This is a genomic window from Streptomyces sp. NBC_00513 (genome assembly GCF_041431415.1).
GTDB lineage: Bacteria > Actinomycetota > Actinomycetes > Streptomycetales > Streptomycetaceae > Streptomyces.
The window spans coordinates 5,379,170-5,392,038 of the sequence record NZ_CP107845.1 but is presented as its reverse complement, the minus strand read 5'-3'; the positions used below and the strand labels follow the sequence as shown (position 1 = coordinate 5,392,038).

The 12,869-nt window shown below is 72.8% G+C and carries 11 protein-coding genes; 2 read left to right on the top strand and 9 right to left on the bottom strand.

Annotation, left to right across the window (positions count from 1 at the left end; genetic code table 11):
• From gatC to OHA84_RS24980, 7 genes are all read right to left on the bottom strand, one after another.
• Positions 1-297: an Asp-tRNA(Asn)/Glu-tRNA(Gln) amidotransferase subunit GatC gene (gatC, locus tag OHA84_RS25010; RefSeq protein WP_007266718.1), complete on the bottom strand. Its 297-nt coding sequence runs from the start codon at positions 295-297 to the stop codon at positions 1-3.
• Between the two features lie 131 nt (positions 298-428).
• Positions 429-2,558, bottom strand: coding sequence for a putative bifunctional diguanylate cyclase/phosphodiesterase (locus tag OHA84_RS25005; RefSeq protein ID WP_371591604.1), 2,130 nt, complete (start codon positions 2,556-2,558; stop codon positions 429-431).
• 468 nt (positions 2,559-3,026) lie between these two features.
• Positions 3,027-5,240 (bottom strand): NAD-dependent DNA ligase LigA, encoded by a 2,214-nt coding sequence (ligA, locus tag OHA84_RS25000; RefSeq protein WP_266969685.1) that lies wholly within the window; start codon positions 5,238-5,240, stop codon positions 3,027-3,029.
• A 30-nt stretch (positions 5,241-5,270) separates the two neighbouring features.
• Entirely contained in the window at positions 5,271-6,254 is a 984-nt protein-coding gene (locus tag OHA84_RS24995; RefSeq protein ID WP_053677639.1) for a methionine synthase, read from the bottom strand.
• Positions 6,251-6,940 carry an SDR family oxidoreductase gene (locus tag OHA84_RS24990; RefSeq protein ID WP_053677637.1) on the bottom strand — a complete coding sequence of 230 codons (690 nt, stop codon included), beginning with the start codon at positions 6,938-6,940 and terminating at the stop codon, positions 6,251-6,253. Before OHA84_RS24990 ends, OHA84_RS24995 begins: the two co-directional genes overlap by 4 nt.
• Before the next feature lie 49 nt (positions 6,941-6,989).
• Positions 6,990-7,334, bottom strand: coding sequence for a DUF1330 domain-containing protein (locus tag OHA84_RS24985; protein ID WP_266950034.1), 345 nt, complete (start codon positions 7,332-7,334; stop codon positions 6,990-6,992).
• A gap of 140 nt (positions 7,335-7,474) precedes the next feature.
• On the bottom strand, positions 7,475-8,446 hold the full coding sequence (locus OHA84_RS24980) for a GlxA family transcriptional regulator (protein ID WP_266950033.1): 972 nt from the start codon (positions 8,444-8,446) through the stop codon (positions 7,475-7,477).
• A 124-nt stretch (positions 8,447-8,570) separates the two neighbouring features.
• On the opposite strand from OHA84_RS24980, the gene OHA84_RS24975 reads away from it, so the two are divergent.
• A complete protein-coding gene (locus tag OHA84_RS24975; RefSeq protein ID WP_053677631.1) occupies positions 8,571-9,494 on the top strand; it encodes an NADP-dependent oxidoreductase in 924 nt (307 codons plus the stop codon).
• Positions 9,495-9,510: 16 nt separating this feature from the next.
• On the opposite strand, the gene mnmA is transcribed toward OHA84_RS24975, so the two are convergent.
• Positions 9,511-10,641 (bottom strand): tRNA 2-thiouridine(34) synthase MnmA, encoded by a 1,131-nt coding sequence (gene mnmA / locus OHA84_RS24970; RefSeq protein WP_266969688.1) that lies wholly within the window; start codon positions 10,639-10,641, stop codon positions 9,511-9,513.
• 67 nt (positions 10,642-10,708) lie between these two features.
• On the opposite strand from mnmA, the gene OHA84_RS24965 reads away from it, so the two are divergent.
• Entirely contained in the window at positions 10,709-11,410 is a 702-nt protein-coding gene (locus OHA84_RS24965) for an N-acetylmuramoyl-L-alanine amidase (RefSeq protein WP_266969690.1), read from the top strand.
• A 76-nt stretch (positions 11,411-11,486) separates the two neighbouring features.
• Here the strand turns inward: OHA84_RS24965 and OHA84_RS24960 are convergent, their stop codons facing one another.
• The gene (locus OHA84_RS24960; protein ID WP_266969692.1) at positions 11,487-12,650 is read right to left on the bottom strand and encodes a cysteine desulfurase family protein; all 1,164 of its coding nucleotides are present in this window, start codon (positions 12,648-12,650) and stop codon (positions 11,487-11,489) included.
• Positions 12,651-12,869 lie beyond the last annotated feature (219 nt).

Here is a 12,869-nt window from a genome sequence, read left to right as displayed (position 1 = left end):
TTAGTCCTCCCCCAGGATCTGCGGCACCTTGAAACGCTGCTGCTCCTGGGCGGGAGCGCCGGAAAGCGCCTGCTCGGGGGTGAGCGACGGACGGACCTCGTCCGCGCGCATGACGTTCGTCAGCGGCAGCGGGTGGGAGGTCGGCGGGACGTCTTGGTCGGCGACCTCGGAGACGCGGGCGACCGCGCCGATGATGTCGTCGAGCTGTCCGGCGAAGTGGTCGAGCTCTTCGCTTTTCAGCTCCAGACGTGCCAGCCGAGCGAGGTGGGCGACCTCCTCGCGCGTGATGCCAGGCATGCGGCGATCCTCTGGGGGTGGTGAGCGTGTGGGTTTTCAGGCCCAATCCTATGGGGCCCGCCCCCTGACCCACTAAACGGTTTGCCCCACCGGGTCGCCCGGGCCCCCTGCCGGGACCCGCCCGGGTGGTCTCAGGAGGCCTGGGTCTCCGCCGCCGCGGCGGCCGCGAGTTCGGCGGTGATGTCCGCCGGGCGTCGCCAGCCGCGCTCGCCGCGGGCCAGCAGCCAGGCGGTGGCCTCCTGGGGCGGCATGGCGGCGGCGACCAGCCACCCCTGGACCGCGTCGCAGCCGAGGTCCCGCAGGCGCTCCCAGGTCTCGTCGTCCTCCACGCCCTCGGCGACGACGAGGAGCCCCAGCGAGTGCGCGAGGTCGACCGTGCACCGGACGATCTCCGCGTCCTGCGCGTCGACGGCGAGCCGGGCCACGAACGAACGGTCGATCTTCAGCTCGCTGACCGGCAGCCGTCTCAGGTGCACGAGGGAGGAGTACCCGGTGCCGAAGTCGTCCAGCGACATCTTCACCCCGTGCCCGGTCAGCCCGGCCATGGTGTCCGCGGCCCGCTGGGGGTCCTCCAGCAGCACGTGTTCCGTTATCTCCAGCTGGAGGCCGCTCGCCGGGACCCCGTGCCGCGCCAGCCGGGCGGCCACCGCTCCCGCGAAGCCGGGTGTGTGGACGTCGCGGGGCGAGACGTTGACGGCCACGGGCACCTTCAGTCCCTGCGCCCGCCACCGCGCCACCTGCGCGAGGGCGGTCTCCAGGACGTACTCGGTGAGGTGCGGCATCAGCCCGGAGGTCTCGGCGATGGCGATGAACTCGTCGGGCGAGACCCGTCCGCGTTCCGGGTGCACCCAGCGCACGAGTGCCTCCAGCCCGGCAACCTGTCCGTCGAAGCGGACCTTCGGCTGGTAGTGCAGTTCCACCTCGCCCGCGTCGAGGGCGCGCCGCAGGTCGCCGAGGAGGCCGAGCCGGTCGGGCGTGTTGCTGTCGCGTTTGGACTCGTAGACCTCGACGCCCGTCCGGTCCCGTTTGGCCTGGTACATGGCGACGTCGGCGCGGCGCAGCAGTCCTTCGGCGTCCAGCGCGTGGTCGGGGAACACGGCGAGGCCGGCGCTGGCCTCCAGGACGAGCGTGAGCCCGTCCAGGTCGAGGGGGGAGCCGAGCTCGGCCACCAGGTGCCGGGCGACCCGCTGGGCGCTGGTGGTGGAGTCCGCGACGGGCAGCAGTACGGCGAACTCGTCGCCGCCGAGTCGGGCGACCTCCGCGTCCTGGGGCAGGGCCTGGCGCAGCCGGTCGGCGATCTGGAGGAGCAGCCGGTCGCCGGCGAGGTGGCCGAGGGTGTCGTTGACGGCCCGGAAGCGGTCGAGGTCGATCAGCACGAGGGCGGCCCGGGTGCCGAGTCGTTCCGCCTCGTCCAGCGCCGACCAGGCGCGCTCCAGCAGCCATTGCCGGTTGGGCAGCCCCGTCAGCGGGTCGCGCAGTTGTTCTTCGGCGCGGGCACGGGCGATCCACAGCGTGGAGTCCAGTGCGATGAGCGGTACGGCGAACAAGGGCAGCAGCACGGGCTGCGAGACGGCGACGACGCAGATCAGCGGGGCGATCCCCAGCAGGGCGGCGGCGACGAGCGCCTGTCGGAGCAGGGCGGTGCGGGCGACGGTGGGCAGTCCGCCGCCGCGCGGGGAGAGGGAGGCCCACAGCAGGAGGCGGGTGACCGCCAGGTAGGCGAGGGCGACGAGGATGACCTCCGGGATGGCCTCCGGCCCCCAGGTGGTGGGCTGCCAGGGGATCTCGACCGTCGGATGGTCGCCGAAGGCGCCGAGGACGAGAGCCCCGGCGACGATGCCGAGGATGTCGACGGATCCGTGGAGCAGGCCCTGCCGCCAGCGGTGCCGGCGCGCGGCCCCGACCAGTGAGACCACGGCCAGGGAGACGAGGCCCGCGGGCACCCATCCGTAGAGGACGAGGACGGCGAGGGTGAGCGCGGCGCCCGAGCCGGTGCCGCCCCACCAGCGGTCGCGGCCCAACGCGACGAGGTGGCCGACGATGATGCCGGTCAGCAGGGCGAGCGCCCAGCCCACCGTGCCGCCGGGGAAGAGCGCCTGACGGTCGCTCAGGGTGGAGGCGATGCCGGCGGCGAGGACCACGACGGACAGGCCGACGATGATGAGCGGCAGGGTCGTGCGGACGGGCCGTCCCTTGCCGTCCTGCCCTTTGCGGCCCGCTCCGGTGTCGAGCGGGCGGGTGTCCGGCGTCCTGGCACCCAGGAGCCCGAACCGTCCCGTCCGCTCGGGCGGGGGTTCCCCGCCGAATTCGGGTGACGGGTCGGCGCTTTCGGTGGGTTTCATGCCCGTCCCTCTCACAGCCGGCGATGCCGATGTCACGCGATGGCCCCGATGTCGTGCCGTCACGGCCGGCAGCACGTCACGCGGCCGTGCGCGACGGGCGCACTCCACAACAGTAGGACGCCGGAGGGTCCCAGGGGCAGCGGTCGGCGGTGGTTGCCCGAATGCGACCCAGCCATCCTCATCAGTACGGTATCCGCCGAACGGGTGAGTTTGGACCAGGCTCTTCCGGTCCTCGATCCGATGATCCGACAGGTCACCGCCCTGCCGCCGGCCCTGTACCGGCCTTTTGGCACCGATGGCCACGCCCGGCGTGCGCCCGCCCGGACGGCCGCACGCCACGCATCCGTTGGCCCTCGCCCGTCCCCCGGAAGGACTTCCCTTCGTGCGTTACTCCGTTTCCGTGGCCCCGTCCACGGGGAGCGCCGCCTCGCGCGCGGCGTCCGGCCCCCGTTCCAGGAGCACCTCGAATCCGGCGTCGTCGAGGATGGCGAGCTTCAACTTCACGGCGTTGTCGTACTTGGAGCCCGGGTTCTCGCCGACCACGACGAAGGAGGTCTTCTTCGACACGGAGCCGGTGACCTTGGCTCCCCGGCTCTGCAGGGCCTCCTTGGCGCCGTCCCGGGTGTGGTTCGCCAGGGTGCCGGTGACGACGACGGTCAGGCCCTCCAGGGGTCTGGGGCCCTCCTCCTCGCCGGAACCCTCCTCCTCCATCCGGACGCCGGCCTCGCGCCACTTGCGCAGGATCTCCTGGTGCCAGTCGACGGCGAACCATTCCTTGAGGGACGCCGCGATGATGGCGCCGACCCCGTCGGTGGCGGCCAGTTCCTCCTCGGTGGCCTGCTCGATGCGCTCGATCGAACGGAACTCGCGGGCCAGCGCCTCGGCGGCGACGGGTCCTACGTGACGGATCGACAGGCCGTTGATGACGCGGGCCAGCGGGCGGTCCTTGGCGGCGGCGATGTTCTCCAGCATGGCCAGGGCGTTCTTCTTCGGCTCGCCCTTCTGGTTCGCGAAGACCGTGACGATCTTCTCCTCGCCGGTCTTCGGATCCCGCTTGGGCAGTCCGCTGTCCTGGTCGAGGACGTATGCCTTGATGGGCAGGATGTCCTCGATGGTGAGGCCGAACAGGTCGCCCTCGTCGCGCAGGGGCGGCTCGGCCGGCTCCAGCGGGTTGGTGAGCGCGGCGGCGGCCACCGCGCCGAAGTTCTCGATGTCCAGGCACTGCCGGCCGCCGAGGTAGAAGAGCCGCTCGCGCAACTGGGCGGGGCAGGTCTGCCCGTTGGGGCAGCGGAGATCGATGTCCCCCTCCTTCATGGGCCGCAGCGGGGTCCCGCACTCGGGGCACTCGCTCGGCATCACGAACTCCCGCTCGCTGCCGTCCCGCAGGTCGACCACCGGGCCGAGGATCTCGGGGATGACGTCGCCGGCCTTGCGCAGGACCACGGTGTCGCCGATGAAGACGCCCTTGGCCTTGACGACCTCCTGGTTGTGCAGGGTCGCGAACTCGACCTCCGACCCGGCCACCGTCACCGGCTCCACCTGCGCGTACGGGGTCACGCGCCCGGTGCGGCCGACGCCGACCTTGATGTCGATGAGCTTGGTGTTGACCTCTTCGGGGGCGTACTTCCAGGCGATGGCCCAGCGCGGCGCGCGCGCCGTCGACCCGAGCCGGCCCTGGAGCGGGATCTCGTCGAGCTTGACGACCACGCCGTCGATCTCGTGCGCGACGGAGTGCCGGTTCTCGCCGAAGTGGGCGATGAACTCGCGCACTTCCGCCAGGGTGGAGACCACCTTGTTGTGCTCGGCGGTCGGCAGGCCCCACTCGCGGAGCAGGTCGTAGGCGTGCGAGAGGTTGTCGATGTCGAAGCCCTCGCGCGCGCCGATGCCGTGCACGACCATGTGCAGCGGCCGAGTGGCGGTGATCTTCGGGTCCTTCTGGCGGAGCGAACCGGCCGCAGCGTTGCGCGGGTTGGCGAAGGGCTTGCCCTCGGTCTCGACGAGCCGGGCGTTGAGCTCCTCGAACTTGTCCATCGGGAAGTAGACCTCGCCGCGGATCTCCACGAGGGCCGGGATGCGGTCGCCGCTCAGCCGGTCGGGGATCTCGGCGATGGTGCGCACGTTGGGTGTGATGTCCTCACCGGTGCGGCCGTCGCCGCGGGTGGCGGCGCGGGTGAGCCGGCCGTTCTCGTAGGTGAGGTTGACGGCGAGGCCGTCCACCTTCAACTCGCACAGGTAGTGGTAGTCGGAGGTGTTCGCGTCCCGGGCCACCCGCTCGGCCCAGGCCGCGAGTTCCTCGTCGTCGAAGGCGTTGTCGAGGGAGAGCATCCGTTCCCGGTGGACGACGGACGCGAAGTCCGTCTCGTACGCCCCGGCGACCTTCTGGGTCGGCGAGTCGGGGGTGCGCAGCTCCGAGTACTCCTCTTCGAGTGCCTCCAGCGAGCGCAGCAGCGTGTCGAACTCGGCGTCGCTGACGACCGGCTGGTCGTTCACGTAGTACCGGAAGCGGTGCTCCTCGACCTGCTCGGCGAGCAGCGCGTGCTGTTCGCGCACCGCCGCCGGCACCGCCGACTCGCCGCCGGCCTGCTTCTGTTCGGCTGCCATGCCGTGTCCTCCCGTGGCCCGTCTGATCCGTCACTCAGGGTTGTCGGCGAGCGACCTCGCCGCCCTGACGCAGTGGGCCTGCACCGCGCGGGCGTAGGCGGGCGAGGCGCCCGCCAGACCGCACGACGGAGTGACCACGACGGAGTCCGCGAGGGTCCCCGGGGCCAGTCCCAGCCTGCGCCAAAGCTTCCTGACACCCATGACGCTACCCCCCGGGTCCGACAACGGGGCGTCGGTGCCGGGCACCACTCCGACGAAGAGTTTCGCACCGTCCTCGACGGCCTCCCCGATGGCGTCGTCCTCGCGCTCGGTGAGCAGGGAGAAATCGAACGACACGCCCGTGGCGCCGGCGCGCCGGAGCAGTCCGAAGGGGACTTCGGGGGCGCAGGAGTGGACGACGACCTCCCCGTCGTGGACGGCGAACAGCTCGCGCAGGGTGCCCTCGACGACCTGTCGGTCGACGGCGCGGTAGGTCCGGTACCCGCTGGCGGAACGCACCCGGCCCAGGAGGACGGAGGTCAGCGAGGGCTCGTCGAACTGGAGGACCACCTCGGCGCCGGGGATGCGCTTGCGCACGTCGGCCAGGTGCTCGCGCAGCCCCTCCGCGAGCGATCCGGCCAGGTCCCGGCAGGCCCCGGCGTCCTGGAGGACCGCCTCCCCGCCGTGCAGTTCCAGCGCGGTGGCCAGGGTCCACGGCCCGACGGCCTGGATCTTCAGCTTGCCGGTGTAGCCCTGGGTGAACTCCTCCAGGGCGTCGAGGTCCTCGCCGAGCCAGGAGCGGGCGCGCTTGCTGTCGCGGCCGGGGCGGTCGCTGATCCGCCAGCCGCTGGGCTCGACGTGCGCGTACATGTCGACGAGCAGCCCGAGGGACCGGCCGATCATGTCGGCGCCCGGTCCCCGCGCGGGCAGCTCGGCGAGGTAGGGGAACTCCTCGAAGGAGCCGGTGACGGTCTTGGCGGCCTCGCGGGCGTCGCCGCCGGGGAGCGAGCCGACGCCGGTGGCGTTCGCGCTCATCGGCCGGGCCTGACGCTCAGGTCCTTGACCTCGGCGTCGCGGGGCAGGTCGACGGCCATGACGACGGTCGTCGCCACGGACTCGGGGTCGATCCAGGCGGCGGCGTCGTACTCCTTGCCCTCCTGGGAGTGCACCTTGGCCTGCATGGGGCTCGCGGTGCGGCCCGGGTAGACCGAGGTGACGCGGATGCCGTTGGCCCTCTCCTCCTCGCGCAGGGAGTCGGCGAGGGCCTTCAGGCCGTGCTTGGAGGCGGCGTACGCGCTCCAGTCGGCGTGGGCCTGCAGTCCGGCGCCGGAGTTCACGAAGACGATCGTCGCGTGCGAGGCGCGCAGGGTGGGGAGCAGCAGCCGGGTGACCTCGGCGGGGGCGATCAGGTTGACGTTGAGCTGCTGGTGCCAGGTCTTGGGACGCAGTTCGCCCACCGGTCCGAGGTCGACGATTCCCGCGATGTGCAGCAGGGAGTCGATCCGCTCGGGAATGGCCTGCTTGGAGAAGGCCCACGAGAGCCGGTCGGGGTCCGCGAGATCGCCCACGAGCACGCCCGCGCCGGGGAAGCGTTCGACGAGCTGCTTGCCGCGCGCGGCGTCGCGGGCCAGGAGGACGAGGTCGTCGCCGCGCGCGTGCAGGCGGTTCGCGACGGCGGCGCCGATGCCGGATCCGGCACCGGTGATCAGGTGAGTAGCCATGTGGCCATGCTCGCATCCTGATCGCGCCCTGAATCGCGCCCGTCCGCTCTCAGAGGCCGAGGGCCTCGCGCCAGTGGGCGGCCGTCAGGCCGGCGTCGTAGTCGGGTGCGACCCCGTCGACCAGGATGGTCTCGCCGGGGATGTTGTCGGTGCGCAGCGGGAGGATCGCCTGGTAGGCGGGTGAGTCGTACCAGGCGCGGGCGCGGTCCATGTCGGGGAAGGAGATCAGGACCACGGCCCCGGGGAAGGGGCCCTCCTTGACCTCGACCTGCCGGTCGTGGACGAGGAAGCGGCCGCCGAAGGGGTCCATGGTGGTCTGGATCCGCTCGATGTAGCGCAGGATCTCGTCGTTCATCGGGGCGGGGCGCAGGTGGGCCAGGGCGTACGCGGTCATCGTGTTCTCCTCGGCTGTGCCGTGTCGGACCGGTGCACGGTGTCGGTCCGGTGCATCGGTGCCGGTCCGGTCCTCGGGTCGAACCGTTCCGTTGGTTCGATCATGGCAAGCGCCGGTCGGGAGCGCGATTACCCCGGGGGTCATGCCTCCGCGAGGGCGGGGCGGAAGGTGCGTCGGTAGGCGATCGGCGAGATGCCGAGGGCGGTCCTCATGTGCTGGCGCAGCGAGTTGCCGGATCCGAAGCCGGCCCGGTGTGCGACCAGGTCGACCGACAGGTCGCTGGATTCCAGCAGGTGGCGGGCGAGTTCGAGGCGCTGGACGGTGAGCCATTGCACCGGCGTCATGCCCACCTCGTCGCGGAACCGTCGGGTGAAGGTGCGCAGGCTCATCCGGGCGTGGTCGGCGAGTTCGGCGAGGGCGATCGGTTCGGACAGCCGCTCCAGGGCCCAGGCGCGGGTGGCGGTGGTGGTGGCGACGGTCGGCTCGGGGACGGGCCGGTCGATGTACTGGGCCTGTCCCCCGTCACGCCAGGGCGGGACGACGCAAAGGCGGGCGGCGCGGTTGGCGACGGCGGTGCCGTGGTCCTGCCGGATCAGGTAGAGGCAGAGGTCGACGCCCGCGGCGACGCCGGCGGAGGTGAGGACGTCTCCGTCGTCGACGAAGAGCACCTCCTCGTCGAGCCGGACCCGCGGGAAGGCCCGCTGGAACTCGGGGGCGTGCAGCCAGTGCGTGGTGGCGGGTCGGCCGTCGAGCAGCCCGGCGGCGGCGAGGACGTAGGAGCCGGTGCAGATCGACACCAGTCGGGTGCCGGGCCGGATCCCGGCGATGGCGGCGGCGAGCGCGGGCGACAGGGGCGCGCCGTGCGCGAGGTCGTCCATGGCGTGGGTGGGCGGGATGACCACGGTGTCGGCGGCGGCGAGCGCCTCGGGGCCGGCGGCGACGCCGACCGTGAAGCCGGCGTCGCTGGTCACGGGCAGGCCGTCGGCGGTGCAGACGGTCACCTCGTAGAGCGGGGCACCGGCGTCGTCGTGGGCGTTGCCGAAGACGCGGGAGGGGATCCCGAGCTCGAACGGGGGGACGCCTTCGAGTGCGAGTACGGCGATTCGGTGCATGGCCAGATTCTGTCACATGGTGGCCGTACGGCCAGCACCATGCGGGCGCGACGGCCGCCAAGCTGGATGTGTCGGCCGGGGAAACCGGCTGATACCCGTAGAGGCAACACCAAAGGAGACATCCATGCGCGCCGTCGTCGTCAGCCAGTGGGGCGGACCCGAGGTTCTCGTCGAGAGGGAGATCGAGCGCCCGGAGCCCGGCATGGGCGAGGTGCTCGTGCGGGTCCGCGCCGCCGGCGTGAACCCGGTGGACTGGAAGACCCGCGAGAGCGGCGGCCTGATCCCCTGGGGGCCGGTGCCGGCCGTCGGCTGGGACGTGTCGGGCACCGTCGAGGCCGTCGGACCGGGCGTGACCCTGTACCGGGTGGGCGACGAGGTGTACGGGATGCCCCGCTTCCCGCAGCAGGCCGGCGCGTACGCCGAGTACGTGACCGCTCCCGCCCGGCACTTCGCCCGCAAGCCCGCCTCGCTGGACCACGTGGAGGCGGCCGCGCTGCCGCTGGCGGCCCTGACCGCCTGGCAGGCGCTGGTCGACACGGCCGGGGTCTCGGCCGGTCAGCGGGTCCTGGTGCACGCGGCGGCCGGCGGCGTCGGCCACCTGGCCGTGCAGATCGCCAAGGCCCGCGGCGCGTACGTGATCGGCACCGCGAGCGCCGCCAAGCACGCGCTGCTGCGCGACCTGGGCGCCGACGAGGTGATCGACTACCGCACCGCGGACTTCGAGGACGTCGTCTCCGACATCGACGTGGTGATCGACACGATGGGCGGGGACCACGGGCAGCGTTCGCTGAAGGTACTCAAGCCGGGCGGGCACCTGGTGACCCTGCCGGGCCCCGACGGCCTCCCGGCCGACGCCGAGGGCGTGCACGCCACCTGGCTGCTGGTGGAGCCCGACCTCAAGGGCCTGGAGGGCATCGCCGCCCTGGTCGAGCAGGGCCTGCTGAAGCCGCTGGTCGACACGGTGCTGCCGCTGGAGCAGGCCGCGAAGGCCCACGAGATCGGCGAGCGGGGCCGCACCACCGGCAAGATCGTCCTGACGGTGGCCTGAGCCCCGGCCGCCGGGCTCACACGGCGGCGGAAGTCCGCTCGGTCGTGGCGATGGTGGCGGAACCGACCACGCGGGTGCCGTCGTACAGCACGATCGCCTGGCCGGGGGCCACGCCGCGGACCGGCTCGGTGAAGGAGACGCGCAGCTCGTCGTCCACGAGTTCGGCGAAGACCTCGGTCTCGCCGCCGTGGGCGCGCAGCTGCGCGGTGTACGTGCCGGGGGCGGCGGCCGTGGAACCGCACCAGCGGGGGCGGATCGCGGTGAGGGCGCCGACGTCGAGGGCCTCGACGGGGCCGACGGTGACGGTGTTGTTCACCGGAGAGATGTCGAGGACGTAGCGCGGCTTGCCGTCGGCGGCGGGGTGGCCGATCCGCAGGCCCTTGCGCTGGCCGATGGTGAAACCGAAGGCGCCCTCGTGGGTGCCGACCTTCTCGCCGCTCTCGTCGACGATGTCGCCCTCGGCCTTGCCCAGGCGGTTCGCGAGGAAGCCCTGGGTGTCGCCGTCGGCGATGAAGCAGATGTCGTGGCTGTCGGGCTTCTTCGCGACGGCGAGGCCGCGCCGCTCGGCCTCGGCGCGGATCTCTTCCTTGGTGGTGAGGGTGTCGCCGAGCGGGAAGAGGGCGTGGGCGAGCTGCTTCTCGTCGAGGACGCCGAGCACGTACGACTGGTCCTTGGCCATGTCGGAGGCGCGGTGGAGTTCGCGCGCGCCGTCGTCATTCAGGACGACGGTGGCGTAGTGGCCCGTGCAGACGGCGTCGAACCCGAGGGCGAGGGCCTTGTCGAGCAGCGCCGCGAACTTGATCTTCTCGTTGCAGCGCAGGCAGGGGTTCGGAGTGCGCCCGGCCTCGTACTCGGAGATGAAGTCCTCGACCACGTCCTCGCGGAAGCGCTCGGCGAGGTCCCAGACGTAGAAGGGGATGCCGATGACGTCGGCGGCGCGACGGGCGTCGCGGGAGTCCTCGATGGTGCAACAGCCGCGGGCGCCGGTCCGGAAGGACTGGGGGTTCGCGGAGAGCGCCAGGTGGACGCCCGTGACGTCGTGCCCGGCTTCCACGGCGCGGGCGGCGGCGACGGCGGAGTCCACCCCGCCGGACATGGCGGCGAGGACGCGGAGGGGGCGGGCGGTGCGCGGCAGGTTCTCAGTCATGGCACCGTCCAGGGTACGGGGAACCGCGCGCGGTCACGGCGCGTTGTCGGGTCGGGGGGTGGATCGCATGGTGCGTGAGGGTGGGAAGACACGGGACGCGGCTCCGGGCAAGGCGGCCGGCAAGGGGTCGGGCCGGACCCGCAGGGCCGTGCTGTTCGGAGGGCTCGGGGTGATCGCGACCGCCGCCGTCATCGGGCAGGACGAGCTCAGACGCGCCTGGTGGCTGCTGCCCGGGGTGTCCAAGCCGCGCAAGGAGGGCGAGCTGGACTACGCGGCGGCGAACTGGACGGCGGCCTCGCCGGCGAACTGGCGGCTGGCGGACCGGCCCGACGACTACCGCGTGGACCGGATTGTCGTGCATGTCACACAGGGCGGGTTCGAGTCCTCGGTGGACGCCTTCAAGAACCCGTGGCACAAGGCGTCGGCGCACTACATAGTCCGCCAGGACGGTCATGTCGAGCAGATGGTGCGCGAGCTGGACGTGGCCTTCCACGCCGGGAACCGGTCCATGAACGAGCGCAGTGTCGGCATCGAGCACGTGGGCTTCGTGGACCGGCCGCAGGACTTCACGGACGCGATGTACGCGGCCTCGGCCGAGCTGGCCGCCGATGTCTGCCGGAGGTACGACATACCCGCCGACCGCGAGCACATCGTGGGCCACTCCGAGGTGCCGGGTGCCGATCACACGGACCCGGGCCGCCACTGGGACTGGAACCGGTACGTCCGCATGGTCGGGGAAGCCTTGGCGCGCAAGCCGGCGACCGGCTGATCCGGGGAGCGCGACCCGACCGGCCTCCGCCCCGGATTCCGGGCCGGCCCGGGGCGCTGCCTACGACGGAGCCGGCCTAGCTGAGTCCGGCCGTGCGGGCGCGGGCGACGGCGGGGCCGATGGCGGCGGCGACCGCGGCGACGTCCTCCTTGGTGGAGGTGTGGCCGAGGGAGAACCGCAGGGTGCCCCGGGCCAGCAGCGGATCGGTGCCGGTGGCGAGCAGCACGTGGCTGGGCTGGGCCACGCCGGCGGTGCAGGCGGAACCGGTGGAGCACTCGATGCCCTGGGCGTCGAGGAGGAGCAGCAGGGAGTCGCCCTCGCAGCCTGGGAAGCTGAAGTGGGCGTTGGCGGGCAGCCGGTCCACGGGGTCTCCGCCGAGCACGGCGTCGGGCACCTCCCGCAGGACGGCGGCGATCAGCTCGTCGCGCAGGGCGCCGATCTCGACGGCGAACCGTTCGCGCCGCTCGGCGGCGAGGACGGCGGCCACCGCGAAGGCGGCGATGGCCGGCACGTCGAGGGTCCCGGACCGGACGTGCCGCTCCTGGCCGCCTCCGTGCAGGACGGGGACGGGGGTCTGGTCCCGGCCGAGCAGCAGGGCGCCGATGCCGTACGGGCCGCCCACCTTGTGGCCGCTGACGGTCATGGCGGCGAGGCCGCTGTCGCCGAAGCGGACGTCGAGCTGACCGACGGCCTGGACGGCGTCGGAGTGCAGCGGGATCCCGAACTCCCCGGCGATGTCGGCGAGTTCCCGTACGGGGAAGACCGTGCCGATCTCGTTGTTGGCCCACATCACGGTGGCCAGGGCGACGTCGGAGGGGTTACGCTCGATCGCCTCCCGGAAGGCGTCGGGGTGCACACGCCCGTGGTGGTCCACCGGAAGGTACTCGACCCGGGCCCCCTCGTGCTCGGCGAGCCAGTGGACGGCGTCGAGGACGGCGTGGTGCTCGACGGGGCTGGTGAGCACGCGGGTACGGGTCGGGTCCTGGTCGCGGCGGGCCCAGTAGAGGCCCTTGACGGCGAGGTTGTCGGCCTCCGTGCCGCCGGCGGTGAAGACCACCTCGCTCGGGCGCGCGCCGAGGGCCTCGGCGAGGGCCTCGCGAGCCTCCTCGACGGTACGGCGGGCGCGGCGGCCGGCGGCGTGGAGGGAGGACGCGTTACCCGTGGCGGCGAACTGCGCGGTCATCGCCGCAGCGGCCTCCGGCAGCATCGGGGTGGTTGCGGCGTGGTCGAGGTAGGCCATGATCCCCCGATTCTACGAGCCCCCCGACGCGCCGAACCCCATGCGGTCCCCCCGCCGGCGCGATCCCCGGCGGGGCGGGGTGGCGTGGCGGTGACGCGCGCGACGCGCGGGGGCGGTGGTGGTGGGGCCGGGGGCACCTGCCACCGGGCACGAGGCCCCGACCCGGGCGGGGCGGCACCCCCGGCCGGGCCCGGGCGGAGCGGGGTGGGGCGGCACCCC

Excerpts from the sequence above, each read along its gene's own strand:
- gatC (WP_007266718.1), bottom strand. The coding sequence starts at position 297 with ATGCCTGGCATCACGCGCGAGGAGGTCGCCCACCTCGCTCGGCTGGCA.
- ligA (WP_266969685.1), bottom strand. The coding sequence starts at position 5,240 with ATGGCAGCCGAACAGAAGCAGGCCGGCGGCGAGTCGGCGGTGCCGGCG.
- OHA84_RS24995 (WP_053677639.1), bottom strand. The coding sequence starts at position 6,254 with ATGAGCGCGAACGCCACCGGCGTCGGCTCGCTCCCCGGCGGCGACGCC.
- OHA84_RS24990 (WP_053677637.1), bottom strand. The coding sequence starts at position 6,940 with ATGGCTACTCACCTGATCACCGGTGCCGGATCCGGCATCGGCGCCGCC.
- OHA84_RS24985 (WP_266950034.1), bottom strand. The coding sequence starts at position 7,334 with ATGACCGCGTACGCCCTGGCCCACCTGCGCCCCGCCCCGATGAACGAC.
- OHA84_RS24980 (WP_266950033.1), bottom strand. The coding sequence starts at position 8,446 with ATGCACCGAATCGCCGTACTCGCACTCGAAGGCGTCCCCCCGTTCGAG.
- OHA84_RS24975 (WP_053677631.1), top strand. The coding sequence starts at position 8,571 with ATGCGCGCCGTCGTCGTCAGCCAGTGGGGCGGACCCGAGGTTCTCGTC.
- mnmA (WP_266969688.1), bottom strand. The coding sequence starts at position 10,641 with ATGACTGAGAACCTGCCGCGCACCGCCCGCCCCCTCCGCGTCCTCGCC.
- OHA84_RS24965 (WP_266969690.1), top strand. The coding sequence starts at position 10,709 with ATGGTGCGTGAGGGTGGGAAGACACGGGACGCGGCTCCGGGCAAGGCG.
- OHA84_RS24960 (WP_266969692.1), bottom strand. The coding sequence starts at position 12,650 with ATGGCCTACCTCGACCACGCCGCAACCACCCCGATGCTGCCGGAGGCC.